24 protein-coding genes are annotated in these 23870 nt (G+C 72.2%); 8 read left to right on the forward strand and 16 right to left on the reverse strand.

What is annotated here, in order from left to right:
* Positions 1 to 21: 21 nt before the first annotated feature.
* The 10 genes from ACFZ8E_RS24535 to ACFZ8E_RS24580 all read right to left on the reverse strand — a co-directional run bounded on the left by ACFZ8E_RS24535 (position 22) and on the right by ACFZ8E_RS24580 (position 10865).
* Positions 22 to 1596 (reverse strand): ABC transporter ATP-binding protein, encoded by a 1575-nt coding sequence (locus ACFZ8E_RS24535; RefSeq protein WP_405044043.1) that lies wholly within the window; start codon positions 1594 to 1596, stop codon positions 22 to 24.
* Between the two features lie 10 nt (positions 1597 to 1606).
* Entirely contained in the window at positions 1607 to 2701 is a 1095-nt protein-coding gene (locus tag ACFZ8E_RS24540; protein WP_405044044.1) for a ring-opening amidohydrolase, read from the reverse strand.
* Positions 2698 to 3402 (reverse strand): cysteine hydrolase family protein, encoded by a 705-nt coding sequence (locus ACFZ8E_RS24545; RefSeq protein ID WP_405044045.1) that lies wholly within the window; start codon positions 3400 to 3402, stop codon positions 2698 to 2700. The genes ACFZ8E_RS24540 and ACFZ8E_RS24545 overlap by 4 nt, the downstream gene beginning before the upstream one ends.
* A complete protein-coding gene (locus ACFZ8E_RS24550; protein WP_147728578.1) occupies positions 3399 to 4427 on the reverse strand; it encodes a formamidase in 1029 nt (342 codons plus the stop codon). The genes ACFZ8E_RS24545 and ACFZ8E_RS24550 overlap by 4 nt, the downstream gene beginning before the upstream one ends.
* An 8-nt stretch (positions 4428 to 4435) precedes the next feature.
* Positions 4436 to 5359 carry an ABC transporter permease gene (locus ACFZ8E_RS24555; protein ID WP_147728579.1) on the reverse strand — a complete coding sequence of 308 codons (924 nt, stop codon included), beginning with the start codon at positions 5357 to 5359 and terminating at the stop codon, positions 4436 to 4438.
* Positions 5360 to 5390: 31 nt separating this feature from the next.
* Positions 5391 to 6548, reverse strand: a complete 1158-nt coding sequence (locus tag ACFZ8E_RS24560) for an ABC transporter permease (RefSeq protein ID WP_243938103.1) — start codon at positions 6546 to 6548, stop codon at positions 5391 to 5393.
* 137 nt (positions 6549 to 6685) lie between these two features.
* A complete protein-coding gene (locus ACFZ8E_RS24565) occupies positions 6686 to 7786 on the reverse strand; it encodes a BMP family ABC transporter substrate-binding protein (protein ID WP_147843347.1) in 1101 nt (366 codons plus the stop codon).
* A gap of 192 nt (positions 7787 to 7978) precedes the next feature.
* Positions 7979 to 8242 (reverse strand): hypothetical protein, encoded by a 264-nt coding sequence (locus ACFZ8E_RS24570; RefSeq protein ID WP_147728710.1) that lies wholly within the window; start codon positions 8240 to 8242, stop codon positions 7979 to 7981.
* A 303-nt stretch (positions 8243 to 8545) separates the two neighbouring features.
* Positions 8546 to 9385: a factor-independent urate hydroxylase gene (gene pucL, locus ACFZ8E_RS24575; RefSeq protein ID WP_147728711.1), complete on the reverse strand. Its 840-nt coding sequence runs from the start codon at positions 9383 to 9385 to the stop codon at positions 8546 to 8548.
* A 79-nt stretch (positions 9386 to 9464) separates the two neighbouring features.
* Positions 9465 to 10865 carry a nucleobase:cation symporter-2 family protein gene (locus ACFZ8E_RS24580; protein WP_405044047.1) on the reverse strand — a complete coding sequence of 467 codons (1401 nt, stop codon included), beginning with the start codon at positions 10863 to 10865 and terminating at the stop codon, positions 9465 to 9467.
* Between the two features lie 181 nt (positions 10866 to 11046).
* Between ACFZ8E_RS24580 and uraD the strand changes: the two genes are divergently transcribed.
* From uraD to ACFZ8E_RS24595, 3 genes are all read left to right on the forward strand, one after another.
* Positions 11047 to 11931: a 2-oxo-4-hydroxy-4-carboxy-5-ureidoimidazoline decarboxylase gene (gene uraD / locus ACFZ8E_RS24585; protein WP_405044049.1), complete on the forward strand. Its 885-nt coding sequence runs from the start codon at positions 11047 to 11049 to the stop codon at positions 11929 to 11931.
* 83 nt (positions 11932 to 12014) lie between these two features.
* A complete protein-coding gene (locus ACFZ8E_RS24590; RefSeq protein WP_147859447.1) occupies positions 12015 to 12239 on the forward strand; it encodes a hypothetical protein in 225 nt (74 codons plus the stop codon).
* A 39-nt stretch (positions 12240 to 12278) separates the two neighbouring features.
* Positions 12279 to 12539: a hypothetical protein gene (locus ACFZ8E_RS24595; protein WP_147859448.1), complete on the forward strand. Its 261-nt coding sequence runs from the start codon at positions 12279 to 12281 to the stop codon at positions 12537 to 12539.
* A 49-nt stretch (positions 12540 to 12588) separates the two neighbouring features.
* On the opposite strand, the gene ACFZ8E_RS24600 is transcribed toward ACFZ8E_RS24595, so the two are convergent.
* The 6 genes from ACFZ8E_RS24600 to ACFZ8E_RS24625 all read right to left on the reverse strand — a co-directional run bounded on the left by ACFZ8E_RS24600 (position 12589) and on the right by ACFZ8E_RS24625 (position 19893).
* A complete protein-coding gene (locus ACFZ8E_RS24600; RefSeq protein ID WP_243938111.1) occupies positions 12589 to 13647 on the reverse strand; it encodes a BMP family ABC transporter substrate-binding protein in 1059 nt (352 codons plus the stop codon).
* Positions 13648 to 13695: 48 nt separating this feature from the next.
* A complete protein-coding gene (locus tag ACFZ8E_RS24605; RefSeq protein WP_405044050.1) occupies positions 13696 to 14622 on the reverse strand; it encodes an ABC transporter permease in 927 nt (308 codons plus the stop codon).
* A gap of 27 nt (positions 14623 to 14649) precedes the next feature.
* A complete protein-coding gene (locus tag ACFZ8E_RS24610; RefSeq protein WP_147843784.1) occupies positions 14650 to 15735 on the reverse strand; it encodes an ABC transporter permease in 1086 nt (361 codons plus the stop codon).
* A gap of 189 nt (positions 15736 to 15924) precedes the next feature.
* On the reverse strand, positions 15925 to 17457 hold the full coding sequence (locus ACFZ8E_RS24615; RefSeq protein ID WP_405044051.1) for an ABC transporter ATP-binding protein: 1533 nt from the start codon (positions 17455 to 17457) through the stop codon (positions 15925 to 15927).
* Positions 17457 to 18839, reverse strand: a complete 1383-nt coding sequence (locus ACFZ8E_RS24620; protein WP_405044053.1) for an 8-oxoguanine deaminase — start codon at positions 18837 to 18839, stop codon at positions 17457 to 17459. Before ACFZ8E_RS24620 ends, ACFZ8E_RS24615 begins: the two co-directional genes overlap by 1 nt.
* A gap of 49 nt (positions 18840 to 18888) precedes the next feature.
* Positions 18889 to 19893: a hypothetical protein gene (locus tag ACFZ8E_RS24625; RefSeq protein WP_147729244.1), complete on the reverse strand. Its 1005-nt coding sequence runs from the start codon at positions 19891 to 19893 to the stop codon at positions 18889 to 18891.
* Between the two features lie 360 nt (positions 19894 to 20253).
* On the opposite strand from ACFZ8E_RS24625, the gene ACFZ8E_RS24630 reads away from it, so the two are divergent.
* From ACFZ8E_RS24630 to phnD, 5 genes are all read left to right on the forward strand, one after another.
* Complete coding sequence (locus tag ACFZ8E_RS24630; protein WP_405044055.1) at positions 20254 to 20931, forward strand: cysteine hydrolase family protein; 678 nt, start codon at positions 20254 to 20256, stop codon at positions 20929 to 20931.
* A gap of 77 nt (positions 20932 to 21008) precedes the next feature.
* On the forward strand, positions 21009 to 21242 hold the full coding sequence (locus tag ACFZ8E_RS24635; protein WP_147844746.1) for a hypothetical protein: 234 nt from the start codon (positions 21009 to 21011) through the stop codon (positions 21240 to 21242).
* An 81-nt stretch (positions 21243 to 21323) separates the two neighbouring features.
* A complete protein-coding gene (locus ACFZ8E_RS24640; protein WP_405044056.1) occupies positions 21324 to 21989 on the forward strand; it encodes a DUF1045 domain-containing protein in 666 nt (221 codons plus the stop codon).
* 108 nt (positions 21990 to 22097) lie between these two features.
* Entirely contained in the window at positions 22098 to 22889 is a 792-nt protein-coding gene (gene phnC, locus ACFZ8E_RS24645; protein WP_405044058.1) for a phosphonate ABC transporter ATP-binding protein, read from the forward strand.
* Between the two features lie 41 nt (positions 22890 to 22930).
* Positions 22931 to 23866 (forward strand): phosphonate ABC transporter substrate-binding protein, encoded by a 936-nt coding sequence (gene phnD / locus ACFZ8E_RS24650; RefSeq protein WP_147729660.1) that lies wholly within the window; start codon positions 22931 to 22933, stop codon positions 23864 to 23866.
* Positions 23867 to 23870: the final 4 nt, after the last annotated feature.

A 23870-nucleotide genomic window follows, 5' to 3' on the forward strand; every position in this document is an offset into this window, starting at 1 on the left:
CGCCTGCGACGATCGTCCGTCTCAGTGGTGCCCGGCCATGTGACGGCCGATCGTCGCCACCTCGGCGGTGGCGGCCTGCGTCTCGTAGACGAGGCGGCCCTCCGACATCACCACGATGCGGTCGGACAGCTCCAGGATCTCGTCGAGGTCCTCGCTGATCAGCAGCACCGCGGCGCCGGCGTTGCGCGCGGCCACGATCCGGTTGCGGATCTCGGAGACCGCCGAGAAGTCGAGGCCGAAGCACGGGTTGACGACGATCAGGAGGTCAACCGGGTCGGTCAGCTCGCGGGCGAGCACCGCCCGCTGCACGTTGCCGCCGGACAGGGTCGCGATCGGCGCCTCGGACGAGGCGGTCTTCACCTTGAACCGCTCGATCAGGTCGCGCCCGCGCCGGGCCATCGCCCCCCGGTCGAGCCAGAAGGTCGGCTTGCCCGTCGGGTCGTCGCCGCGCCGGTCGAAGGCGCGAAAGCCCAGGTTCTCGACCACCGACATCCGCGGCGCGCAGGCGTTGCGCAGCGGCTCCTCCGGGATGAACCGCACCTTTCGCGCGCGGCTCTCGGCCCGTGTGCCGGCATAGGGCGCGCCGGCCACCACCACCCGGCCGCCGGTGGCGCGGACCTGGCCGCCGAGGACGTCGGCGAGCTCCTTCTGCCCGTTGCCCGAGACGCCGGCGATGCCGACGATCTCGCGGGCGCGAACGCTGAGCGCGTCGACGGCGATGTGGCGCAGGCCCGAGGCGTCGGTGGCGGTCACGCCCGCGATGCGCAGGATCTCGCGGGCTTCGTCGGGCTTGCCGAGGCGGGCGGCCGGCACGCGCACCTTGCGCTCGCCCATCATCATCGCCGCCATGTCGTCGCGGGACAGCGCGCCGACCGCGCCGCCGCCCACGAGCCGACCGCGCCGGAGCACGCTCAGGCTTCGGGCGAAGGTCTCGACCTCGCGGAACTTGTGGCTGATCATCAGCACGGTGAGGTCGCCGCGGTCGGCCATCGCGCGGAGCAGCCCCAGCACCTCCTCGGCCTCGCCCGGCGTCAGCACCGAGGTCGGCTCGTCGAGGATCAGGAACCGCGCCTCGAGGTAGAGCTGCTTGACGATCTCGAGCTTCTGCTTCTCGCCCGCCGCCAGCTCCGCCACCGGCCGGTCGAGGTTCAGCCGGAACGGCATGCCGGCCATGAAGGCGGACAGCCGCGCGCGCTCCCGGCCCCAGGCGATCACCGAGGGCGCGTCGGCGCGGCTGATGACGAGGTTCTCCGCCCCCGTGAGCGAGGGCACCAGCGTGAAGTGCTGGTAGACCATGCCGAGGCCGCGCGCCTGCGCGCCCTTCGGGTTGGTGATCTCGGCCTCGCGGCCGTCGACCAGCACCGTGCCGGCGCTCGGGGCGTAGAACCCCATCACGCACTTCACTAGGGTGGACTTGCCGGCGCCGTTCTCGCCGAGCAGCGCGTGGAAGCCGCCGGCCGCGATCTTCATCGACACGTCGTCGAGGGCGGCGAAGGCGCCGAAGCGCTTCGTCATGCCGACGGTCTCGACGCCGATGGCGCGGGGGGTGCCCGGGGCCGGGGCCGAGGGAGGAGACGCGAGCGGTGACGACGTCATGGGCGGCCTCTCACGGCGTTTCGGCGATGATCGCGACGGGGCCGCCGCCATCCGGCCCCTGATGCTCGGCGCCGCCGGAGACGTAGAGCTCGGCATGGCCGACGAGGCCGGCGAGCACCCCGCCGACGAAGCCGCGGGCGTGCCGCGTCGCGGCGTGGTCGGAATCGGTGAGCATGGTGGTGCGAAGCCCGCGCAGGCGCCCGTCGGACGGGGCCTCGGCCTTGGCGAGCAGCGCGACCATCCGCGCGCGCTGCGCCGGCGCCAGCTGTCCGGCGGTGCCGAGGCCGAGGCGGGCGAGGGCGGCCCGCACGGGCTCGACGTCCAGGGCGTCGGCCATGGTGGCGTGGTCGATCCGCAGCGGGCCGGACCAGCCGGCGCCGCGCCCGAGCACCACGATCTCGTGGCCCATCAGCTCGATCCCGGCCGAGGCCGAGGCGCGCGACGAGGCGAGCGAAAAGTCCCGGCCGATCGCGGCCTCCTCCAGCGCGCCGACCTCGCCGAGCGCCGCGGCGATGCCGAGGGAGGCGGCCGCGCGGGAGAGGCCCATGGATTTCAGCGTGTCGGCGGTGGCGCAGTCCACGTCGCGGCCGCGCGCCTCGGCGATCCGCTCCGAGGTGAGGAGCGGGCACTTCACCTGGACGAAGTGCACCTCGTCCGGATCGACGATCCCGGCCGCGCGCATCGCCGCGCGCACGCCGTCGGCCACCGACGCGACCTGGGCCAGGCGCCCGACCTGCTCGGGCCGGAGGTCGGCGGTGTGGGCGCGGCCGATGGCGAGCGCGCCGGGCACGGCGGCCTCGTCGGCCTCGCGCACCTCGAACACGGTGACGTGCGGGGACAGGCCGCCCTCGGTCCCGCCCGACATGACGAGGCAGACCCCCTCGGCGGCCTCCGGGCCGGCGTGCCGACCCAGCAGGTCGCGTAGGGCGCGGGCGGCGAGCCCCCGGGTCCAGTCGTTGACCAGGCCGTTGCCCTCGGTCTTACCGAAGATCGCGACGATCGCGCCCGGCACGATCCGGCCCTCCGCGATCGCGCGTTCCAGGCCGGAGACGTCGTCCGGGGCGGCGGTGGCGATGCGGTGGACGACGGCGCGGCGGGTGCTCATGCGGCGGCGAGCGCCGCGATGACGGCGTCGGTGTCGGAGACCGCGCCGAACACGCCGCCCTGCATCGTCACCATGCGAAGCGCCGCCGCGTGGTTCTCCGGATCGGTGGCGCCGCAGGCGTCGCCCAGCACCACGCATTCGAAGCCGCGATCGTTGGCCTCCCGCATGGTGGTGGAGACGCAGACGTCGGTGGTGATGCCGGTGAGCACGAGGTTGCGGATGCCGCGGGTGCGCAGGATCAGCTCGAGGTCGGTGGCGCAGAACGAGCCCTTGCCGGGCTTGTCGATCACCACCTCGCCGGGGAGCGGCGCGAGCTCCGGGATGATCTCCCAGCCGGGCTCGCCGCGGACCAGGATCTTGCCGCAGGGCCCGGGGTCGCCGATGCCGGCGCCGATCCGGCGCGAGCGCCAGCGCTTGTTCTCCGGCAGGTCGGAGAGGTCGGGCCGGTGGCCCTCGCGGGTGTGGATGATCGTGTAGCCGGCCCCGCGCATCGCGGCGAGCAGGCGGGCGATCGGCGCGATCGGCGCGCGGGTCAACGACAGGTCGTAACCCATCGCGTCGACGTAGCCGCCGTCGCCGCAGAAATCGATCTGCATGTCGATGATGACGAGCGCCGTGTTCCCCGGCCGCAGGTCGCCGTCGTAGGGCCACGGGTAGGGCTCGGCGGCGACGGTGGTGCCGGCCTCGGCTGAGGCCCTCACTCCGCCGCCTCGCGCGCGGCTGGCGCCTGGCCGGCGCCGTAGGAGCGGGTCGGCGCGACGAAGCCGCAGGACGTGCCGTCCACGACCTTCACCTGATCCTCCCACGGCAGCCTGTACCGGCCGGCGGCGAGGTCGTGCATGTAGGTGTAGGGGCAGTCCTGCGCGCCGCCCTTCACCGCCGTGTAGCCGCGGTGGCCGAGCTGGTAGATGTTGTTCTCGACGCCCCAGTGGATGCGCGCCTCGCGCACGAGGTCGGGCCGGACCTCGGCGGTGATGATCTCGTCGACGCGGCCGGTGGTGCCGTGGGCGAGGATCGCCCCGTCGAAGTTGCAGACCATGCCCTCGCCCATCGAGTCGAAGGTGCCGTCCGAGCCGCACAGGCAGACGTTGGCGGTGACCATCAGGTTGCAGAAGGCGTTCGACTGGTTGGTGAAGCGCCAGGATTCGCGGATCGGCGCGGTGTAGCCGGCCGTGCGGATCATGATCTCGGCGCCCTTGTAGGCGCATTCGCGCGCCATCTCCGGGAACATCCCGTCGTGGCAGATGATCAGGGCGAGCTTGGCGCCCTTCGGCCCGTCGATCACCGGGATGCCGAGGTCGCCGGGCTCCCACGGCTCCACCGGCACCCAGGGGTGCATCTTGCGATAGTACAGCTTCACGTCGCCGGCATCGTCGATGATCAGGCCGGTGTTGTAGGGCGCGCCGTGCGGGTTGAGCTCCATGATGGAGAAGCAGCCCCAGATCCGGTTGTCGACGCAGGCCTTGCGGAAGGCGGCGACCTCCGGCCCGTCCATCCGGCACATCAGCTCCGGCCGGGTGTCCATCGACAGGCCGTGGAGCGCGTATTCGGGAAACACCACGAGATCCATGCTCGCCATGTTGGCCCGCGCCTTGGCGACCATCGCGACGATCCGATCGGCCTGCGCGCCCAGGTCGGCCGGCGTCTCGACCTTCGGCAGCTTCAGCTGCACAAGGCCGACGACGACGCCGTTCGGGGATTTGTTCAGCCCACCGAGACCGTTCATGCGAAACCTTATTTCGAGAGGGAGAGCTCGCCCGGCGCGCCGGCCAGCGCCCGGTCGGGCGACGAGGTGGCGATCAGCAGGGCCAGGGTGAGGACGTAGGGTGCGGCGTAGTACAGGTAGTAGCCCTGCGTGACGCCGACCGATTGCAGCGCCGGCCCGAGCGCCCCGGCGCCGCCGAACAGCAGGGCGGCGGCGAAGCACGCGAGCGGGTTCCAGCGGGCGAAGATCACCAGCGCCACCGCCATCAGCCCCTGGCCCGAGGAGATCCCCTCGTTCCACGAGCCCGGATAGTACAGCGACAGGTAGGCGCCGCCGATCCCGGCGAGCACGCCGCCGGCGGCGGTCGCGAAGAGCCTCACGCGGTCGACGTCGTAGCCCATGGCACGCGCCGCGTCGGCGCTGTCGCCGACGACGCGCACGATCAGCCCGGCCTTGGTGTTGCGGAACGCCCACCACAGGAACACCGCGAGCGCGGCGCCGACGAGGAACAGCACGTTGACGCGCAGCGCCGCCTGGATCTGCGGCACGTCCGACCAGAACCCGAACGGGATCGCCGGAAGCGGCGGCGCCGAGGGCTGGATGAAGGCCTTGCCGAAGAAGAAGGCCAGCCCGGTGCCGAACAGCATCAGGGCGATGCCGACCGCCACGTCGTTGACCCGCGGCAGGCGGCAGACGAACCCGTGCAGCAGCCCGAAGGCGCCGCCGGCGAGCCCCGCCACCGCGACGCCGGCCCAGGGCGAGCCGGTGAGCACCGCGGTGGCGTAGGCCGACATCGCACCGAACACGAGGGTGCCCTCGAGGCCGAGGTTGATCCGCCCCGAGCGCTCGGTGATGGTCTCGCCGAGGCTGACGAACAGGAACGGCGTCGAGACGCGGATCGCGCCGCCGACCACCGCGATCAGGACGCTCCAGAGCCCGAGATCGCCGCTCATCGCCCGCTCTCCGCCGCGCTCATGGGGGCGCTCATGCGGGCGCTCCCGCCGGCAGCGCGGCGGCGGCGCGCTTGGTGGCCCACAGGTGCGGGCTGAACAGGTGCAGGCGCCCGTAGAGCGTTTCGCTGGCGAGCACCACGAGGAACAGCAGCCCCTCCAGCACCAGCACGGTGGCGTCGGGCAGCTGCATCCGGCGCTGGATCAGCCCGCTCGACGCCTCGATCCCGCCGAGCAGGAACGCGACCGGCATGATCGCGATCGGGTTCTGGCGGGCGAGGAAGGCGACGAGGATGCCGGTGTAGCCGTAGCCGGCGGCCAGCGTGCCGTTGGCGGTGCCCTGAACCGCGACCACCTCGAAGAACCCGGCGAGCGCCGCGAAGGCGCCGCCGAGGGCGGTGAAGCCGACGATCAGCCGCCCGACCGGCAAGCCCTGGATCTGCGCCGCGCGCACGTTGCCGCCGGCGATCCGCGCGGCGAAGCCCAGCGTCGTGCGGTCCATCAGCACGTAGGCGACGAGGCAGGACAGGACGCCGACGCCGAGGCCCCAATGCACCCCGATCCCCGGCATCGGCGCGAGCATGAAGGCGTCGCCGACGGGCAGCGTCGAGGGCTTGTTGAGGCTCGCCGGATCGCGCAGCCAGCCCTCGATCAGGTGGTTGGAGAGCGCGATGGCGATGTAGGACAGCAGCAGGCTCGAGATCGTGGCGTTGACGCCGCGATAGGCCTGCAGAAACCCGACGGCGCCGATCCAGACCGCGCCGACCAGCGCCGCGGCGAGCGCCATCAAGGGGATCGCGAGACCGGGCGGAAGGGCGGCCAGCGGCTGGGCCGCGGCGGCGGCGCTGAGGCCGCCCAGCACGATCGCCCCCTCCCCGCCGATCACCACGAGGCCGAGGCGGGCGGGCAACGCGACGCAGAGCGCGGCGAACAGCAGGGGCGCGGCGCGCTGCAGGCTGTTGCCGAGCGCGAAGGACGAGCCGAAGCCGCCGCGGTAGACGATGTCGACGAACTGGAGCGGCGACTTGCCCAAAGCCGCCAGGAACAGCCCGAACAGGACGAAGCCCGCGAGCGCCGCGCCGACCGGGATCAGGAACGCCTCCGAGCGCCGCGCCAGCCAGGCCCGGGCCTGAAGGCCGCGCGCCGGCGGATCCGCCGTCTCGACCGGTGCCACAGCGGCGTCCGCGACCATCCCGCACCTCCGAACCGGTTCCACCATCCTGCGACGCGTGCGGCAGGAAGCGTGCCAGCCCCGTAACCGGGCCGGTGCAAGCCTTCGCCGTCCCTTCCCTCCCCCTCTGCGGGGGAGGGAGAGCGTCGAACCGTGCCTCAGACCGAGCCCTTCACGCCCGCGACCAGGTAGTTCGTGCTTTCCAGCTCGGCCGCCTTCTCGGGGTAGCCCTTTCCGGCGGCGAGGATCTCCTTGCCCGCATTGTCCTTGAGCGGTCCCTTGATGATCTGGTAGCCGCCCTTCATCATCTCGGCCTTGACCGCGTCCGCGTTCTTGCGCGCCGCGTCGCTGACGCCCGGGCCGTAGGGGCTCATCTTAACGTAGCCGTCGGCGAGGCCGCCGCGGACGAAGTTCTCCGGCACCTTGCCGGCCTGCATCGCCTCGACGAAGCCCTTGTAGATCGGCAGCCAGTTCCACTCCGCCCCGGTGAGGTACTTCTGCGGCGCCAGCGGCGACTGGTCGACGTGGTAGCCGCAGACGAAGGCGCCCCGGCGGGCGGCGGTCTCCACCGTCACCTTCGGGCTGTCGACGTGGCAGGTGACGACGTCGGCGCCGCCGTCGATCAGCGCGTTGGTCGCCTCGGCCTCCTTGACCGCGAGCGACCACTCGCCGGTGAAGATCACCTGGCAGGTGATCGACGGGTCGACGCTCTGCGCGCCGAGCAGGAAGGCGTTAATGTTGTTGAGGACCTGCGGGATCGGCTTGGCGGCGACGAAGCCGAGCTTCTTCGACTTGGTGGCGTGCCCGGCGGCGATGCCGTTGAGGTACTGCCCCTGCGCGATGTAGCCGAAGTAGGAGCCGGCGTTCTTCGGGTCCTTGTCGGTCCACAGGCCGCCGCAGTGCCGGAACTGGATCTTGGGGTTCTTCTTGGCCTCGGCGACCATGTAGGGGCTGTAGTAGCCGAACGAGGTCGGGAGCAGCAGCGTCGCCCCGTCGAGGTTGATCATGCTCTCCATGGTCTTCTCGACCGCGTTGGTCTCGGGGACGCGCTCCTCCTCCGTGACCTCCAGGCCGGGCATGCCCTTCAAAGCCTTGGCGGCGAGGGCGTGGGCCTGGTTGTAGCCGTAATCGTCCTTCGGCCCGACATAGATGAAGCCGGCGGTGAGCGTGCCGGCGGCGCGCGCCCGCGAGAGGGGCGTCAGCGCGAGCGCGGCGGCGCCCCCGAGGAGGTGCCTGCGCGAAAGCGAATGATCTGCCAAGGCCGTCTGCTCCGTCCCGAATGCGGGGCGAAGTCTAGGCTTGGCCGCAACACCGGCGAAGCCGAGATTTTCGGCATCGTCGGCGTCGTCGCGGCTCAGCGCGACGCCTGATCGACTTGGATCAGGCGCCTAAAATCGGTCCTGCCACTGCGAATCTTTTCGGCAAAGCTCGTGGCGGCGTTCGGACCGACCTCAGCGGCTGCGATAGGCCCGCGCGTCGCGCCCGTCGCGCAGCGAACCGGTGACGAGGCCGTCGTCGACCCCGTAGACGCTCCGCGCGTCGCCACGCGGGGTGCGGCCCGCGGCGTCGAGGGCGTTCGGGATGGCGGCGCGGCCTTCGAGGCCGCCGGGCGCGAGCGCGGGCGGGATGCCGGCGGGCGCGTTGTAGCTCTGGGCGAAGGCGGTGGTGGACAGGGCGAGCCCGAGGGAGGCGGCGAGGATCAGGCGTGCGGTCATGGGAGGCATCCGAGGTTCGATCGGTCGGCGACCCCGTGGTCGCCGACGCTCTCGGATCTAGATTTTCACCAGACCTGCCTTTGGAAAGGGCCGTGAATGCTGAAGTTTTAGCCTGATTTCCAGGGAATACCCGCCGCGGGCGGATCGAACGGGCCGGCTCGGCCGAACTCTAAGATTAAAAGACGCATTTAATCAAATACTTAACAGAGCAATCGGTCGCCGCTGCCCTGTTATTCGGCATCTGGCACGCTTCTTTCGCGGAGCGTGCGGTTCGGCACCCGGCTCGTCGCTGCGGGTGCCGGGCTAGCCCCGGCCGATGGTCGCCACGATCTGCCCGTGCGGCTCGTCGGTCGGCAGGAACACGGTGTTGGCGTTCGCAAGCCCGAACGGCGCCAGGTTGATCGGGATGTAGTGCTTGTTCGGCATGGCGAACCCGATCTCGCCGACCTCGGGAATCGCGGCCAGCACCGTCTCGCCCATCCGGTACATGCTGTCCTGCACGCCAAGGCTGTAGGTGGTGCCGAACACGGTGAGCAGGTGGGTGAGGATGTCGGCGTTGGCGGCGGCGTAATCGGCCGGCGGCCGCGTCCAAGTCCAGGTCGCGTCCATGGCGGTGGCGGCGATGCGGTCGGTGGTGTCGGGCAGGGTGCGGTAGCCGTCGTCGACGAAGTCGGACCAGCCCGATTGCGTGGTCTTCATGAAGGTGAAGTTGCGCAGGCCCGATTGCAGCACGCGCGCGCCCCGGCTCGCGACGAGCCGGACGAAGCCGGTGCCGTTGGCGTCCAGCGTGAAGGTGTGGCCGTGCGGCTCGCCCGCGACGGCGTAGCGGAGCCAGCGCGTCTCCAGCCCCTCGATCGTGACCTCCTCGATCTGGGGATAGGTGTCGAGGAACACCGCCGCGACCGCCTCGACGAAGGCTTCCTTGTCGAGGGACAGGTTCTTGGCCGCGGTGACGTTGACGATGTTCTTGACGCTGTCGGTGGCGACGCAGGCGCGGTTGTCGCCCGCGGTCCAGGCGGCGTCGAAGGCGCCCTTCATCAGCACGGTGAGGGTGAGCTCGCGCGGGGTGTGGTGGTCGCCCTCGCGGGTCAACCGCATGACCCGGACGCGGCCCTTGCCGTAGGTCGAGGCGATGAGCGGCATGGAGGTCTCCGGTTCGGCTGGAGGTTCGTCGGAGCGTCTTCGCCGGATCGCGCGGACGGGCGCGATCCGGCGACGGGCGTCAGTGCTCGGAGGCCGCGGCTTGGCGCAGGGCCGCGTCGCGGGCGTCGGCCGTGCTGCCGAGGCCGTTGAAGAACAGGTTGAGGACCACCGCGGCGATCGCGCAGAGCAGGATGCCGGATTCGAGCAGCGGATGCAGCGCGTGCGGCATCTGCTTGAAGAAGTTCGGCGCGACGAGCGGGATCATCCCGAAGCCGACCGAGACCGCGACGATGAACAGGTTGTTGCGGTTGCGGGCGAAGTCGACCGCGCCGAGGATGCGCGCTCCGGTGGCGCCGACCATGCCGAACATCACGAGGCCGGCGCCGCCGAGCACGCATTGCGGCACCGCCTCGACCAGGGCGGCGAGCTTCGGGATCAACCCGAGCCCGAGCATGATCACGCCGCCGACCACGGCGACGTAGCGGGAGCGCACGCCGGTGACGCCGACGAGGCCGATGTTCTGCGAGAACGAGGTGTAGGGAAACGTGTTGAACACGCCGCCGATGATCGTGCCGAGCCCGTCGCCGCGCAGGCCCTTGGTCAGGCGCCTCTCGTCGACCGGGTCGGCGCAGATCTCGGCGAGCGCCAGGAACATGCCGGTCGACTCGATCATCACCACGATCATCACGATGCACAGCGTCACCACCGAGACCGGGTCGAAGGTCGGCAGCCCGAAGGCGAAGGGGCGCACCACGTCGAACCACCCGGCGGCGGCCACGTGCGAGAGGTCGACCAGCCCGAAGACGCCGGCCACCAGCGTGCCGACGACGATCCCGATCAGCACCGAGGCGGAGGCGACGAAGCCGGTGCCGTAGCGGGTGATCGCCAGGATCACGCAGAGCACGAAGGCGGCGATCCCGAGGAAGACCGGCGCGCCGTAGCTCGGGTTGCCGACCCCGCCGGCCGCCCAGTTCACGCCGACGCGCATCAGCGAGATGCCGATGACGAGGATGATCGTGCCGGTGACCACCGGCGGGAACAGCGGCAGCAGCCGCCCGACGAGCGGCGCCACCAGGAACGCGAACAGCCCGGCGGCGATCACCGCGCCGTAGATGCCGGTGAGCCCGATCTCCGGGCTCGCGCCCATGGCGATCATCGGCGTGACGGCGGCGAAGGTCACGCCCATCATCACCGGCATGCGGATGCCGATGCCGGGCAGGCCCCAGCTCTGCACCAGGGTGGCGAGGCCGCCGGCGAACAGGTCGGCGCTCACCAGCATCGCCACCTGCTCCGGCGCCAGCTTCAGGGCGCGCCCGACGATCAGCGGCACCGCGACGGCGCCGGCATACATCACCAGCACGTGCTGGAGGCCGAGGAGCCCGAGCGCGAGGGCGCCGACCCGGGCGACCGGCGCGGTGGCGGGCCCGAGCGGCACCGGACCGCTCTCGGGCAGGACATCCGGGTGGGCCGTGTTCGACATCGGCGAACGCTCCAGCAGGCCGCCGGATCGGTCCGGCTGCCGAGGACAGATCCTCGCGCAAGGCATGTGCCAGCGCAGGCCCCGCAGGGGCGGGCGATCGCGCGGCCGACGCGCCCGACGGACGCGCCGCTTGGCCCGTTGCCTGCTACCCTCGGCCGCGAGACCCGACGCGCGAGGCCCGATGACGATTCCCCTGGCCGACCTGAACGCGATGGCGGAGGCCGACTTCGTCGCCGCCCTCGGCGCGGTGTTCGAGCACGCGCCCTGGGTGGCGCAGCGGGCGGCCGCCGCGCGCCCTTTCGCCACCGTCGACGCGCTGTACGGCGCGATGCGCGCCGCGGTGGAGACGGCGCCCGACACGGCGCGCCTCGCGCTGCTGGCGGGCCATCCCGAGCTGGCGGGCCGCGCGGCGCGCGACGGCGCCATCGCCCCCGATTCGATCGCCGAGCAGGCGGCGGCCGGGCTCGACCGGATGTCGGACGCAGAATACGCGCGCTTCGAAGCGCTCAACGCGGCCTACCGCGCGAAATTCGGCCTGCCCTTCATCCTGTGCGTCAAGCGGCACGGGCGCGCCGCGCTGCTCTCCGCCTTCGCGACGCGTCTCGACTCCGACGCCGCGACCGAGCGGCGGACCGCCGAGGCCGAGGTCCTCCGCATCGCCGCGATCCGCCTGAACGCGCTGGTCTCCGGCGAGGGGCCGCTCAGGACGACGGGGCGGATCTCGACGCACGTGCTCGATACGGTGAGCGGGCGCCCGGCGGCCGGCGTCGCGGTGAGCCTCCACGAGATCGTCTCGGAGACCGAGACGGCCCTGGTGGCGCGGGCCGTGACCAATGCCGACGGGCGCACCGACGCGCCGCTCGTCGGCGGCCGGCCGGTGCCGATCGCGGTCTACGAGCTGCGCTTCGCCCTCGGCGACCATTACCGCCGGCTCGGGCTTTCGCTCGCCGAGCCGCCCTTCCTCGACGTCGTGCCGCTGCGCTTCGGCGTCGCGGAGCCGGAGGGGCACTACCACGTGCCGCTGGTGGCGACGCCGTGGAGCTTCCAGACCTATCGCGGAAGTTGAGCCGCACCGCGGAAAATCGTCTTCCTGGGGCGCACCGCGGCGGGGTTCGCGCGTTGTCGGCGCAGATCCCACGAGGAGCCGCCATGCTGCGTTCCGCCCAAGTCCTGATCTTCTCGCTCTGCCTCGGCTGTGGCTTGGCCGGCGCGGCCTCGGCCCAGTCCGTCGGCGCCCCCGCCGGGCGCGTCGCCGCGACCGCCCCGGGCGGCACGGTCGGCAAGGCCGGGGCGCGCAACCGGATGGAGGCGATTCGCAGCGGCGACGCCTACGGCCGGCGCCGGATGCGCCACCACCGCCGCCACCGGCGCTGAGCCGCCCGCGCCCCTCACGCGATCACGGAGAACCCATCGATGCGCCTCGCCACCCTCACGGCCCTGACCCTCGCCGCCGGCCTCGGCCTCGGCGGCTCCGCCTTCGCCCAGTCGACGGGCGCCCCTGCGGGGCTCGACCCCGCGACGGCGCCCGGCGGCACCGAAGGCCGCGCCGGCCCGCAGAACGAGATGAACGCCGTCCGCGACGGCGACGCGGTGGCGGTTCCGCCGCCGGCGGGCGGCGTCACGACGGAGGCGCCGCCGCGCCGGGACGACGTGCCGCCGCGGCCCCGCTACTGAACCGGACGCGCGGGCGGCCCCCCGCTCGCGCGCCGGAGACGGCGGCCCGCTACTGCGGCAGCTTGTCGTCGATGCCCTTCACGTACCAGTTCATGCCGAGGATCATCGGGTCGGGCGCGTCATCGCCCGCCTTCACTGCGACCGTGCCGTCCTGCTTCGTCACCGGGCCGGCGAAGGGGTGGACCTTGCCCGACGCGATACCGGCCTTGGTCTCCTCGGCCATCGCCTTCACGTTGTCCGGCATGTTGGTGAAGGGCGCGAGCACGACCATGCCGTCCTTGATGCCGCCCCAGGTGTCGTGGCTCTTCCACGAGCCGTCGAGCACCGCCTTGGCCTCGCCGATCACGTAGCCGTCCCAGTCGTCGGTGATCGAGGTCAGCTGCGCCTTCGGGGCGAAGCGGAACTGGTCCGAGGACTGGCCGAAGGCGAGCTTGCCGGCCTTCTCGGCCTCCTGCAGCGGGGCCGCGGAATCGGTGTGCTGGGTCAGGATGTCGGCGCCCTGCGCGAGCAGGGCCTTGGCGGCCTCCGCCTCCTTGCCCGGGTCGAACCAGGTGTTCACCCAGACGATCTTGAGCTTGACGTTGGGGTTCACCGACTGCGCGCCCAGCATGAAGGCGTTGATGCCGCTCACCACCTCGGGGATCGGGAACGAGGCGATGTAGCCGACCGTGCCGGACTTCGAGAGCGTGCCGGCGATCTTCCCGCAGACGTAGCGGCCCTCGTAGAAGCGGGCCGAGTAGGTCGAGACGTTGGCGCTGCGCTTGTATCCCGTGGCGTGCTCGAACTTCACGGTGGGGAATTTCTTGGCGACCTTCAGGGTCGGCTCCATGAAGCCGAACGAGGTGGTGAAGATCAGCTTGGCGCCCGAGCGCGCCAGCTTCTCGATCGAGCGCTCGCTGTCGGCCTCGGGCACGCTCTCGAGAAACGTGGTCTCGACCTTGCCGGGCATCGCCGCCTCGAGCGCCTTGCGGCTGAGGTCGTGCTGGTAGGAATAGCCGTAATCGGCCACCGGGCCGACATAGACGAAGCCGACCTTGAGCTTGTCGTCGGCCCGCGCGGCGGGTGCGAGCAGAAGAGCCGCCAGGATGGCGCCGGTGATCGTCCGCATGGTCGTCGATGTCCCCAAGGTCGATACCCCCAACATGGCCCCCGCCTTCTAGCGGTGGGGCGTGAATTCGCGGCCCAGGGCGGCGGGCGCCAGCGAGCCGCCCTGGCGCCGCCCGAGGGACAGCAAGACCAGGGCCAGGATCGTCGCAACGTAGGGCAGCGCCGACAGCGCCTGCCCCGGCAGGCCGAGGCCCGCGGCCTGGGCGTGGAGCTGGAGCACCGTCGCGCCGCCGAACAGCAGCGCCCCGGCGGCCACCCGCAGCGGGCGCCACGAGGCGAACACCACCAGCGCCAGGGCGATCCAGCCGCGCCCGGCGGTCATCCCCGGCGACCAGAACGGGGTGTAGGCGAGCGACAGGTAGGCGCCGGCGAGCCCGGCGCAGGCGCCGCCGAACAGGACCGCGAGGACGCGGACCTTGCGCACCGGCAGGCCGAGCGCGTGCGTCGCGGTGTGGTCGTCGCCGATGGCGCGCAGCACCAGCCCGGCGCGGCTCCGGACGAGGAACCACCACACCCCGAGCACCAGGGCGACCGCGACGTAGACGAAGGCGTCCTGCCCGAAAAGCAGGTCGCCGACGACCGGCAGGTCGCTCAGCCCCGCCAGGTGGAGGTGGGGCGCCGGATCGCGCTTCATCCCGACGTAGCCGGTGCCGACGAGGCCCGAGAGCCCGAGGCCGAGGATCGTCAGGGCGAGGCCCGAGGCGACCTGGTTGGCGGCGAGCCCGACCGTGAGGATCGCGAACAGACCCGACAGCGCGAGCCCGGCGCCGGCGCCGCCGAGCGCGCCGGCGAGCGTCGAGCCCGTCTCGGTGGCGACCGCGAAGCCGGCGGCGGCGCCGAGCACCATCATCCCCTCGGTGCCGAGGTTGAGCACCCCGGAGCGCTCCGCCACCAGCTCGCCGATCGCGGCCAGGATCAGGGGCGTAGCCGCGGTCAGCACGGTGACGAGCACCATCTGGACGATGTCGAGGGTCATGGCCGCCTTCTCACCATGCCCGGCGCCTCACGCGGTCCGCCGGGGGCCGCCCGGCACGAGCCGGACGCGGTAGCGGGCGAGCACGTCCGCCCCGAGCACGAAGGCGAGCAGCAGCCCCTGGAACGCGCGGGTGAGGTCGAGCGGCAGCTTCAGGTCGATCTGGGCCGACTCGCCGCCGATCGTGGTCAGCGCGATCACCCCGGCGGCGACCAGGATTCCCGGGGGGGACAGCCGCCCGAGGAAGGCGACGATGATCGCGGTGAAGCCGTAGCCCGGCGAGATCGTCGGCTGCAGCTGGCCGATCTTGCCGGCCACCTCGCAGATGCCGGCGAGCCCGGCCGCCGCCCCCGAGATCGCGAAGACGGCGAGCGTCAGGCGCGCGTCGCTGAAGCCCGCGAACCGCGCCGCGCGCGGCGCGGCGCCGACGACGCGGACCTCGAAGCCGAACAGCGTCCGGGCGAGGACGAGCGTCGCGACGATCACGGCGGCGAGCGCGATGAGCACGCCGGCATGCAGCGTGTCGCCCTCCATCAGGTAGGGCAGCCGCGCCGCCGGATCGAACGGCACGCTCTGCGGAAAGTTGAAGCCCGCCGGATCGCGCAACGGCCCGCGGGCCATGTAGTCGAGCAGCAGCTCCGCGACGTAGACCAGCATCAGGCTGGTCAGGATCTCCGAGACGCCGAGGCGGACCTTCAGGAGCGCCGGGATCATCGCGTAGGCGAGGCCCGCCAGCGTGCCGGCGGCCAGCATCGTCGGCAGGATCCAGGCCGTGAAGCCCTCCGCACCTTGCGTCGCGACGCCGATCCAGCCGCCGGCCAGGCCGCCGACCACGAACTGGCCCTCGGCGCCGATGTTCCACAGGCTCGCCCGGAAGCAGAAGGCCAGCCCCGTGGCGACCAGCGCCAGCGGCGCCGCCTTCAGCGCCACCTCCTGCAGCGACCACACCTCGCTCAGCGGGGTGACGAAGTAGGTCGTGAACGCGGCCCCCGGCGCGACGCCGAGCAAAGCCACCGCGATCCCGCCGACGAGCACGGCGCCGGCGAAGGCGATGACCGGCGACAGCGCCGAGAGCACGGCCGAGCGCCGGGCGCGCGGGCTCAGATCGAGGCGCATGGGAGGCTCTGAACAGTCGGAAAGAATCGCGGGCGGCTCCTCCCTCCCCCCTCTGCGGGGGAGGGCGGGCCTCGCGTCAGCGAGGGTCGGGAGAGGGGAGCGACGGTGCCGGACGCGGCGCTCCCCTCTCCCCCCCTGCTGCGCAGGGTACCCTCCCCCGCTTCAGGGGGAGGGAAGAACGCCGCAGCTTCACGCATGCGATCCGCCCATCAGCAAGCCCACCGCCTCGCGGGTCGTCTCGCCCGCCGGGACCGGCTCGGAGAGGGTGCCGGCATGCAGCACCGCGATCCGGCTCGCGATCTCGAACAGCTCGTCGAGGTCCTGGCTGATCACCAGCAGCGCGGCGCCGCGGGCGGCGAGATCGATCAGCGCCTGGCGGATGCGGGCGGCGGCTGAGGCGTCGACGCCCCAGGTCGGCTGGTTGACCACCAGCACGCCGGGCTCCGCCTGGATCTCGCGCCCGACGACGAACTTCTGCAGGTTGCCCCCCGACAGGGTGCCGGCGGCGGGGTCCGGGCCGGCCTTGCGCACGTCGAAGGCCGCGATCACGGCGGCCGCGAGCGCGCGCGCCGCCCCGCACCGGAGCAGGCCGAAGCGCGCGAGCGGCGCGGTGGCGTGGCGCGAGAGCACCGTGTTCTCGGACAGGCTCATGCCCGGGGCGGCCGCGTGGCCGTTGCGCTCCTCGGGCACGAAGGCCGCGCCGCGCCGGCGCCGCGCGTTGATGTCGAGCCGCCCGACGGCCGCGCCGTCGACGACGACCGCCTCGGCCCGCGCCGCGGCGGTCTCGCCCGAGAGCGCGGAGAAGAACTCCGCCTGCCCGTTGCCGGCGACGCCGGCCACGCCGAGGATCTCGCCGCCCCGGACGGTGAGGCGGATGTCGGCGAGCGCGGTGCCGTGCAGGCCGGGCGCCGGCAGGGACAGGCGATCGAGGACGAGGCGCGGCGGGCCGAGCGCGGCGCCGGCGCGGCCGGTCACCGCGCCGACCTGCGCCCCGACCATCAGGGCCGCGAGCGAGCGGGCGCTCTCCCCCTGCGGATCGCAGGCGCCGACGACGCGCCCGTGGCGCAGGATGGTGGCGCGGGTGCACAGGCGCCGCACCTCGTCGAGCCGGTGCGAGATGTAGAGCAGCGCCCGGCCCTCGTCGCGCAGCCGCTCCAGCACCGAGAACAGCTGCTCCGCCTCGCCCGGCGTCAGCACCGAGGTCGGCTCGTCGAGGATGACGAGGCGCGGGTCCTGCAGCAGGCAGCGCACGATCTCGATGCGCTGGCGCTCCCCGGCCGAGAGCGACCAGACCGGCCGGGCGGGATCGAGGTGCAGGCCGTAGGCCGCCCCGAGCGCGGCGATCCGCTCGGCAAGCGCCCTGCCCGAGAGGGTCTTCGGCATGACGAGGGCGATGTTCTCGGCCACCGTCAGGTTCTCGCAGAGCGAGAAGTGCTGAAACACCATCCCGATGCCGATGGCGCGCGCCGCCTCGGGGTCGGGCAGCTGCACGATGTCGCCCTTGTGGGTGACGACGCCCTCCGTCGGCTCCAGCAGCCCGTAGAGGATCTTCATCAGGGTCGACTTGCCGGCGCCGTTCTCGCCGAGCAGCGCGTGGATCTCGCCGGCGCGGATCTCGAGGTCGACGCCGTCGTTGGCCTTGAAGTCGCCGAAGCGCTTGACGATGCCGTAGGCCCCGTAGAGCGGCGCGGTGCCGGCGGCGGGCGACGGCACGGCCGCCATCAGGCGCCGCCGAGGAGGCTGAGGGCGAGCCGGCCGTGGTCCTCGCGCAGCTTCCGCGTGTCCATGCCGACAGGGTTTCCGTCGACCACCCGCCACCGGCCCGCGACCATCACCCGGTCGGCGCGGTGCGCGCCGCACAGCACGAGCGCGGCCAGCGGATCGTGCGCGCCGGAGAAGCGCAGCGCGTCGAGGGTGAACAGCGCGAGGTCGGCCTCGCGGCCCGGCTCGATCCGGCCGATGTCGTCGCGCCCGAGGCAGCGGGCCGAGCCCTCGGTGGCCCAGCGCAGGGCGTCGAGATGCGTCACCGCTTCGGCACCGTAGGTCAGGCGGTTGATCATCAGGGCGTGGCGCACGCCCTCCATCAGGTTGGAGCTGTCGTTCGAGGCCGAGCCGTCGACGCCGAGGCCAACCGGCGCGCCCGCCGCCTCCAGCTCGCAGGTGCGGCACTGCCCCGAGGCCAGCGTCATGTTCGAGGTCGGGCAGTGGCAGACGCCGACGCCGGCCTTGCCGAGCCGGCGCACCTCGTCGTCGTTGAAGTGGATGCCGTGCGCGAGCCAGGCCCGCGGGCTCATCCAGCCGATCTCCTCGAGGTAGTCGACCGGCCGCTGGCCGAACATCTCCAGGCAGTAGGCGTCCTCGTCCAGCGTCTCGCCGAGATGGGTGTGGAGCTGGCAGTCGTGGCGGTCGGCGAGCGCCGCGCTCTCGCGCATCAGCCGCTTGGTGACGTTGAAGGGCGAGCACGGCGCCAGCCCGATCCGCACCATCGCGCCGGGCTTCGCGTCGTGGAACAGGTTCAGCACCCGCTCGCTGTCGGCGAGGATGGTGTCGTCGTCCTGCGTCAGGCATTCGGGCGGCAGGCCGCCGTCCTTCTCCGACAGGCTCATCGAGCCGCGGGTGACGAAGGCGCGGATGCCGAGGCTGCGCGCCTCGTCGACCTGCACGTCGACGGAATCCTCGAGCCCCTTCGGGTAGAGGTAGTGGTGGTCCCCCGCCGTGGTGCAGCCGGAGAGCAGCAGCTCGGTGTAGGCGAGCCGCGTCGCGAGCCGGAACGCGTCGGGGGTGATCTTGTCCCAGACCGTGTAGAGCGCCTTCAGCCACGGGAACAGCGGCTTGTTGATCGCCAGCGGGTGGGCCCGCGTCAGCGTCTGGAAGAAGTGGTGGTGGGTGTTGATCAGCCCGGGGATGACGACGTGGCGCGACGCGTCGAAGGTCTCGTCCACCGGCGCGGCGGGCTGCGCGCCGGCCGCCACGCGCTCGACGATGCGGCTGCCCTCGACCACGATGCCGCCGCCGGCGCCCTCGGCGAGGATCGCCAGCGGATCGCGAATCCACAGGCGCCGGAGCGTTTCGTCCCCTCGGGGCCTGGCGTCGGATCCCGTCATGCCGTCTCCCATCCCGTCACGGTCGTGCGATCGGCGATCCAACCGGCGATCAGAAGATGTGGAACGCGACGCCGGCGAGGAAGCTCTTCTCTTCCGTGCCCTTGAACGTCGCCGTCTCGACGTTGCCGAACTTGTTCAGCCAGTACTGGAAGCCGATGAAGGCGTCGACCTTGTTGGGCTGGTCGTAGATCAGCTTGCCCACGTCGAGCACCAGGTTGGTGCGCGACAGGAATTCGAGGCCGCGCTTCGGGTTGAAGGCGAAGTCGGCCACGTTCTGCACGCCGCGGCCCTTGGGCAGCACGATGTTGTTGAAGCCGGTCAGGCTCAGCGGCAGGTTGGTGAAGGCGAGGGGGAAATTGTAGACCACCTCGAATTCCGGCACCACGTCGAAGCTCTGGTCGCGATCGGGCTGCAGGTTGAAGCCGTTGCGGTTCCATTCCTTGTAGGCGTGGACCGACAGGTTCAGGAATCCGGCCGGCACGTCGAAGGAGAAGTTGAGGCCGCCGACCACGTCGCGCTTCTTCGAGCCGAACGCGTCGTTCTGCGAGTTCGCGTCGAAGCCGAAGGCGAGGGAGATGTCCTTGACGATGCCCGGCAGCGTGAACGCCTTGGAGTTGGTCAGCGCGTTGAGGCTCAGGGTGCCGCGATAGAGGCCGTAGGCTTCGGTGTTGCCGTAATCGGCGAAGAACGGCGCGCCGACGCTGCCGGGCGGGTTCGTGGTGCCGGCCGGGAATTGCGAGCCCGACTTGAGGATGTCGAGCGAGAAGAAGTTCGTGCCGTAGGCCCAGGCGTCGGCATGCGAGATGTTGTAGATCTGCTTGGGCGCCTCGCGGCTGACGAACGAGCCGTCGGCCTTCTGGATCTGGACGCCCGGCGACACGGTCGGGAACTGGTAGCGATAGCTGAACTGCGTGTCGGCGAAGAGGAAGAACGGCGCCTCCTTGGCCGGCGCCTCGACGGGCGCCTTGTCCTTCTTCGCATCGAGATCGGCCGCCGCGCCGTATCCCACCAGACCGAGCGACATGGCCGCTGCAACGAGTCCCCGAGCGATCATGTCTGCCCTCTCCGTGCCGAAAATCCGGTGAGCAGGCAGCAACCGATATGCCAGCGCGTGCCACCTGGGCGAGAGGCGGCGGCCGAGTCATAATTCGGCAACAGGTTTGCCGGCCGAGCGCAGGCGCCCGCTCCGACGGGTGCGGCGGCGGCGACCCTGAAACGCGCGACGCGGCGGCCGGGCTCCCACCTCCGGCGGCGCGTCGTCCGCCGACGAACGCGCCACCGCCCATGACGTCGGCAGCATGCGCACAACATTCGAGCAATGTCGGGCAGTATTTGCGGATGCATTCCGCGCCATCGCCCGACATCGTCGCGTCGCGCGCCGCCGAGCCGGCCGCAGGACGGGAGATTCGCGCCGATGGTGACCGTGGATGCCGAGCCGGGCCCGCTGGCGATCGACCTGGCGACGACGGCGCTGGTGATCATCGACATGCAGCGCGATTTCCTGGAGCCCAGCGGCTTCGGCGAGAGCCTCGGCAACGACGTCTCGCTGCTCGCCGCCGCCGTGCCGCCGGCGCAGGCGCTGCTGGCGGCGGCGCGGCGGGCCGGCCTCCTCGTGGTCCACACCCGCGAAGGGCATCGCCCCGACCTGTCGGACGCGCCCGCCGCCAAGATCGCCCGCGGCACGCCGTCCGCCCGCATCGGCGCGCCCGGGCCGATGGGGCGCATCCTGATCCGCGGCGAGCCCGGCCACGACATCGTCGCCGACCTCGCGCCCGCTCCCGGCGAGCCGGTGGTCGACAAGCCGGGCAAGGGCGCGTTCTACGCCACCGACCTGGCCGAGATCCTGGCCGCGCGCAGCGTCGCCACGCTGCTCGTCTGCGGCGTCACCACCGAGGTCTGCGTCCACACCACCGTGCGCGAGGCCAATGACCGCGGCTACCGCTGCCTCGTGGTGTCGGATGCCTGCGGCTCGTACATCCCGGCCTTCCACGCGGCCGGCCTCGCGATGATCGTGGCGCAGGGCGGCATCTTCGGATGGGTGTCGGATTCGCATCGCGTCGTCGCCGCGATCGCCGCCGGCCGCACCGCGTGATCGACCACGCCCCGAGCCGCCAAGCTTGGCCCGGTTATTGCCCGGCGAGCGCGACAGATGAAGCAGGAGTTCGTTGGATGCGTACGGTCTTGGCAAGCACCCTGTGTCTCGCGTTGCTGACGACGTCGGGCCTCGCGCAATCCTACACCGCGCCCGCGCCGACCGACGTCCCGTCGAGCGGCACGAAGAGCCTCAACAAGGCCGACCGCAAGATCGCCTGCACCCAGGAAGCCGACCGCCGCAACATGCGCGGCCTGAGCCGGCAGCAATATCGCGCCGCCTGCCGCAACCGCCCGATCCCGCGGGGCTGAGCGGCCGCGCCTTGCCGAGCGGGCGATCGGGTTCTATCCGCGCCGGGCCGTGACCGATCCACGCCCGAAGCGAGTGCCCAGGTGGACGCCCCGACACGCTACGCGCTCTACGTCACGCCGGAGCCCGGATCGGCGCTCGCCGCCTTCGGCGAGGCGGTCCTCGGCGATGCGCACCTGCCCGGATGGGACGCGGCCGCGCGCGCGGCGCTCGCCGTCGTCACCGCGGCGCCGCGGGTCTACGGCTTCCACGCGACGCTGAAGGCGCCGATGCGCCTCGCCGCGGGCCGGACCGAGGGCGACCTCCTCGCGGCCTGCGCGGCGCTGGCGCAGCCCCGCGCGCCCCTGGCGGTCGGGCCCCTCGCGGTGACCCTGCTCGGGGACTTCGTCGCCCTGGTGCCCACCGCGCCGCCGCCCGGGCTTGGCCTGCTCGCGGCCGAGTGCGTCGCCGCCCTCGACCCGTTCCGGGCCGGCCTCACCCCGGCGGAGCGGGCGCGCCGCCAGCCGGAGCGCCTCGACGCGCGCCGCCGCGCGCTCCTCGACCGCTGGGGCTATCCCCACGTCTTCGAGGCCTTCCGCTTCCACATGACCCTGACCGGCCGCCTCGCCGGCGACGCCCGCGAAACCTGGCGCGCCCGCCTCGCGGCGGCCTGCCCGCCGACGGCGCTGACGATCGACGCGATCACGCTGCTGCGCCAGGACGGCGCGGCGCCGTTCCGCATCCTGCGCCGGATCCCGTTCGCTGCGTAGCCGCACGGCGCGCCCGTTCACGATGAAACCACGGGTCGCGGCGCGGCTGTCATCCTATCGTCGCGCGCGACGGATCTACCGGCGCATCCCTCGCGGCGGACGGCACGCATGCTCATCGTCGATAGCCTCACGCGGCGCTACGGACCGCGCCTCGCGGTCGACCGGATCTCGCTGCGGATCGAGCCGGGCAGCTTCGTCGGGGTGATCGGGCGCTCGGGCGCCGGCAAGTCGACCTTCCTGCGCATGCTCAACCGCCTCGCCGAGCCCTCGGCCGGGTGGATCCTGTTCGACGGGCTCGACGTCACCGCGCTCCGGGGGCGCGACCTGCGCCGCTGGCGCGCCCGCTGCGCCATGGTGTTCCAGCAGTTCAACCTGGTCGGCCGCCTCGACGTGCTGACCAACGTGCTGATGGGGCGCCTCGCCCACGCCCCGAGCCACCGCGCGCTCCTGAAGCTGTGGTCGGCCGAGGACCGGGCGCGGGCGCTCGCGGCGCTCGAGGCGTTCGACATGGCGGGCTTTTCCGCCCACCGCGCCGACCAGCTCTCGGGCGGGCAGCAGCAGCGGGTCGCGATCGCCCGCGCGCTGGTGCAGGAGCCCGACATCATCCTCGCCGACGAGCCGGTGGCCTCGCTGGACCCGCGCAACACCAAGCTGGTGATGGATGCGCTCGCCGACGCCAACCGGCGCCTCGGCATCACCGTGCTGTGCAACCTGCACTCGCTCGACCTCGCCCGCGCCTATTGCGACCGGCTCGTCGGCCTCGCCGACGGCCGCGTGGTGTTCGACGGCGGCGCCTTCGACCTCACCGAGGACGTCGCCAAGCAGCTCTACGGCCTGGAGGCCGGCGAGGTGATGGACCGGGCGCCGAACGCGGTCGAGCCCGCCGCCCTCGTCGCCTGACCCCGGACGACCCCGTGCCACGCCCCTTCCCGGAGATGATGATGCTCGACCGTCGCACCCTCGTCGGCGCCCTCGCGGGCGGCCTGGCCGCGCTCGCCCTGCAGCCCGCCCTGGCTCAGGATTGGAAGGCGACGGTGCCCGAGATCACCCTCGGCGCGATTCCCGTCGAGAACGCCACCGGCACCACCGACCGCTACGCGCCGCTCGCCGCCTACCTCACCAAGGCGCTCGGGGTGCCGGTGAAGCTGCGGGTCGCCAACGACTACGCCGCGGTGATCGAGGGCCAGCGCGCCGGCAACATCCAGATCGCCTTCTACGGCCCGGCCTCGTTCGCCCGCGCGGTGATGACGGGGGTGAAGGTCGACCCGATCGTCAACCAGAAGCACGATAACGGCGCCTCGGGCTACTACTCGGTGCTCTACGTGCGCGCCGACAGCCCGTACCGGACGATCGCGGACCTGAAGGGCAGGAACCTCGCCCTGGTCGACCCGAACTCGACCTCCGGCAACCAGGCCCCGCGATTCTTCCTCAACAAGAGCGGCCACGACGTCGACGCGCTGTTCGGCAAGACCGTCTACGCCGGCAGCCACGAGAACGCGGTGCTGGCGCTGACCCAGGGCACGGCCGACGCCGCCGCCAACCTGTGGAACTCCGAGACCGATTCCGTCGTCACCCGCATGGCCGCCAAGGGCATGCTGAAGAAGCCCGACGGCACGCCGCTGAGCCCGTCCGACTTCCGCATCGTCTTCAAGTCCGCGTTCCTGCCCGAGGGCCCGTTCGCGATGCTGTCGAGCCTGCCCGCCGACCTGAAGCGCAAGATCGTCGAGGCCTTCGTCGCTTTGCCGACCGCCGACAAGGCCGCCTTCGACCGCCTCTCCGACGGCAAGGACCTCGGCCTCACCCCGGTGACGCTGGAGGATTACCAGCCGATCATCGAGATGCTGAAGTTCAACGACGCGCAGCGCCGCAAGTCCTGATCCC

The organism is Methylobacterium sp. HMF5984, assembly GCF_045033435.1.
Lineage (GTDB): Bacteria > Pseudomonadota > Alphaproteobacteria > Rhizobiales > Beijerinckiaceae > Methylobacterium.

Excerpts from the sequence above, each read along its gene's own strand:
- ACFZ8E_RS24535 (WP_405044043.1), bottom strand. The coding sequence starts at position 1,596 with ATGACGTCGTCACCGCTCGCGTCTCCTCCCTCGGCCCCGGCCCCGGGC.
- ACFZ8E_RS24540 (WP_405044044.1), bottom strand. The coding sequence starts at position 2,701 with ATGAGCACCCGCCGCGCCGTCGTCCACCGCATCGCCACCGCCGCCCCG.
- ACFZ8E_RS24550 (WP_147728578.1), bottom strand. The coding sequence starts at position 4,427 with ATGAACGGTCTCGGTGGGCTGAACAAATCCCCGAACGGCGTCGTCGTC.
- ACFZ8E_RS24555 (WP_147728579.1), bottom strand. The coding sequence starts at position 5,359 with ATGAGCGGCGATCTCGGGCTCTGGAGCGTCCTGATCGCGGTGGTCGGC.
- ACFZ8E_RS24560 (WP_243938103.1), bottom strand. The coding sequence starts at position 6,548 with ATGGTCGCGGACGCCGCTGTGGCACCGGTCGAGACGGCGGATCCGCCG.
- ACFZ8E_RS24570 (WP_147728710.1), bottom strand. The coding sequence starts at position 8,242 with ATGACCGCACGCCTGATCCTCGCCGCCTCCCTCGGGCTCGCCCTGTCC.
- pucL (WP_147728711.1), bottom strand. The coding sequence starts at position 9,385 with ATGCCGCTCATCGCCTCGACCTACGGCAAGGGCCGCGTCCGGGTCATG.
- ACFZ8E_RS24580 (WP_405044047.1), bottom strand. The coding sequence starts at position 10,865 with ATGTCGAACACGGCCCACCCGGATGTCCTGCCCGAGAGCGGTCCGGTG.
- uraD (WP_405044049.1), top strand. The coding sequence starts at position 11,047 with ATGACGATTCCCCTGGCCGACCTGAACGCGATGGCGGAGGCCGACTTC.
- ACFZ8E_RS24590 (WP_147859447.1), top strand. The coding sequence starts at position 12,015 with ATGCTGCGTTCCGCCCAAGTCCTGATCTTCTCGCTCTGCCTCGGCTGT.
- ACFZ8E_RS24595 (WP_147859448.1), top strand. The coding sequence starts at position 12,279 with ATGCGCCTCGCCACCCTCACGGCCCTGACCCTCGCCGCCGGCCTCGGC.
- ACFZ8E_RS24600 (WP_243938111.1), bottom strand. The coding sequence starts at position 13,647 with ATGCGGACGATCACCGGCGCCATCCTGGCGGCTCTTCTGCTCGCACCC.
- ACFZ8E_RS24605 (WP_405044050.1), bottom strand. The coding sequence starts at position 14,622 with ATGACCCTCGACATCGTCCAGATGGTGCTCGTCACCGTGCTGACCGCG.
- ACFZ8E_RS24610 (WP_147843784.1), bottom strand. The coding sequence starts at position 15,735 with ATGCGCCTCGATCTGAGCCCGCGCGCCCGGCGCTCGGCCGTGCTCTCG.
- ACFZ8E_RS24615 (WP_405044051.1), bottom strand. The coding sequence starts at position 17,457 with ATGGCGGCCGTGCCGTCGCCCGCCGCCGGCACCGCGCCGCTCTACGGG.
- ACFZ8E_RS24620 (WP_405044053.1), bottom strand. The coding sequence starts at position 18,839 with ATGACGGGATCCGACGCCAGGCCCCGAGGGGACGAAACGCTCCGGCGC.
- ACFZ8E_RS24625 (WP_147729244.1), bottom strand. The coding sequence starts at position 19,893 with ATGATCGCTCGGGGACTCGTTGCAGCGGCCATGTCGCTCGGTCTGGTG.
- ACFZ8E_RS24630 (WP_405044055.1), top strand. The coding sequence starts at position 20,254 with ATGGTGACCGTGGATGCCGAGCCGGGCCCGCTGGCGATCGACCTGGCG.
- ACFZ8E_RS24635 (WP_147844746.1), top strand. The coding sequence starts at position 21,009 with ATGCGTACGGTCTTGGCAAGCACCCTGTGTCTCGCGTTGCTGACGACG.
- phnC (WP_405044058.1), top strand. The coding sequence starts at position 22,098 with ATGCTCATCGTCGATAGCCTCACGCGGCGCTACGGACCGCGCCTCGCG.
- phnD (WP_147729660.1), top strand. The coding sequence starts at position 22,931 with ATGCTCGACCGTCGCACCCTCGTCGGCGCCCTCGCGGGCGGCCTGGCC.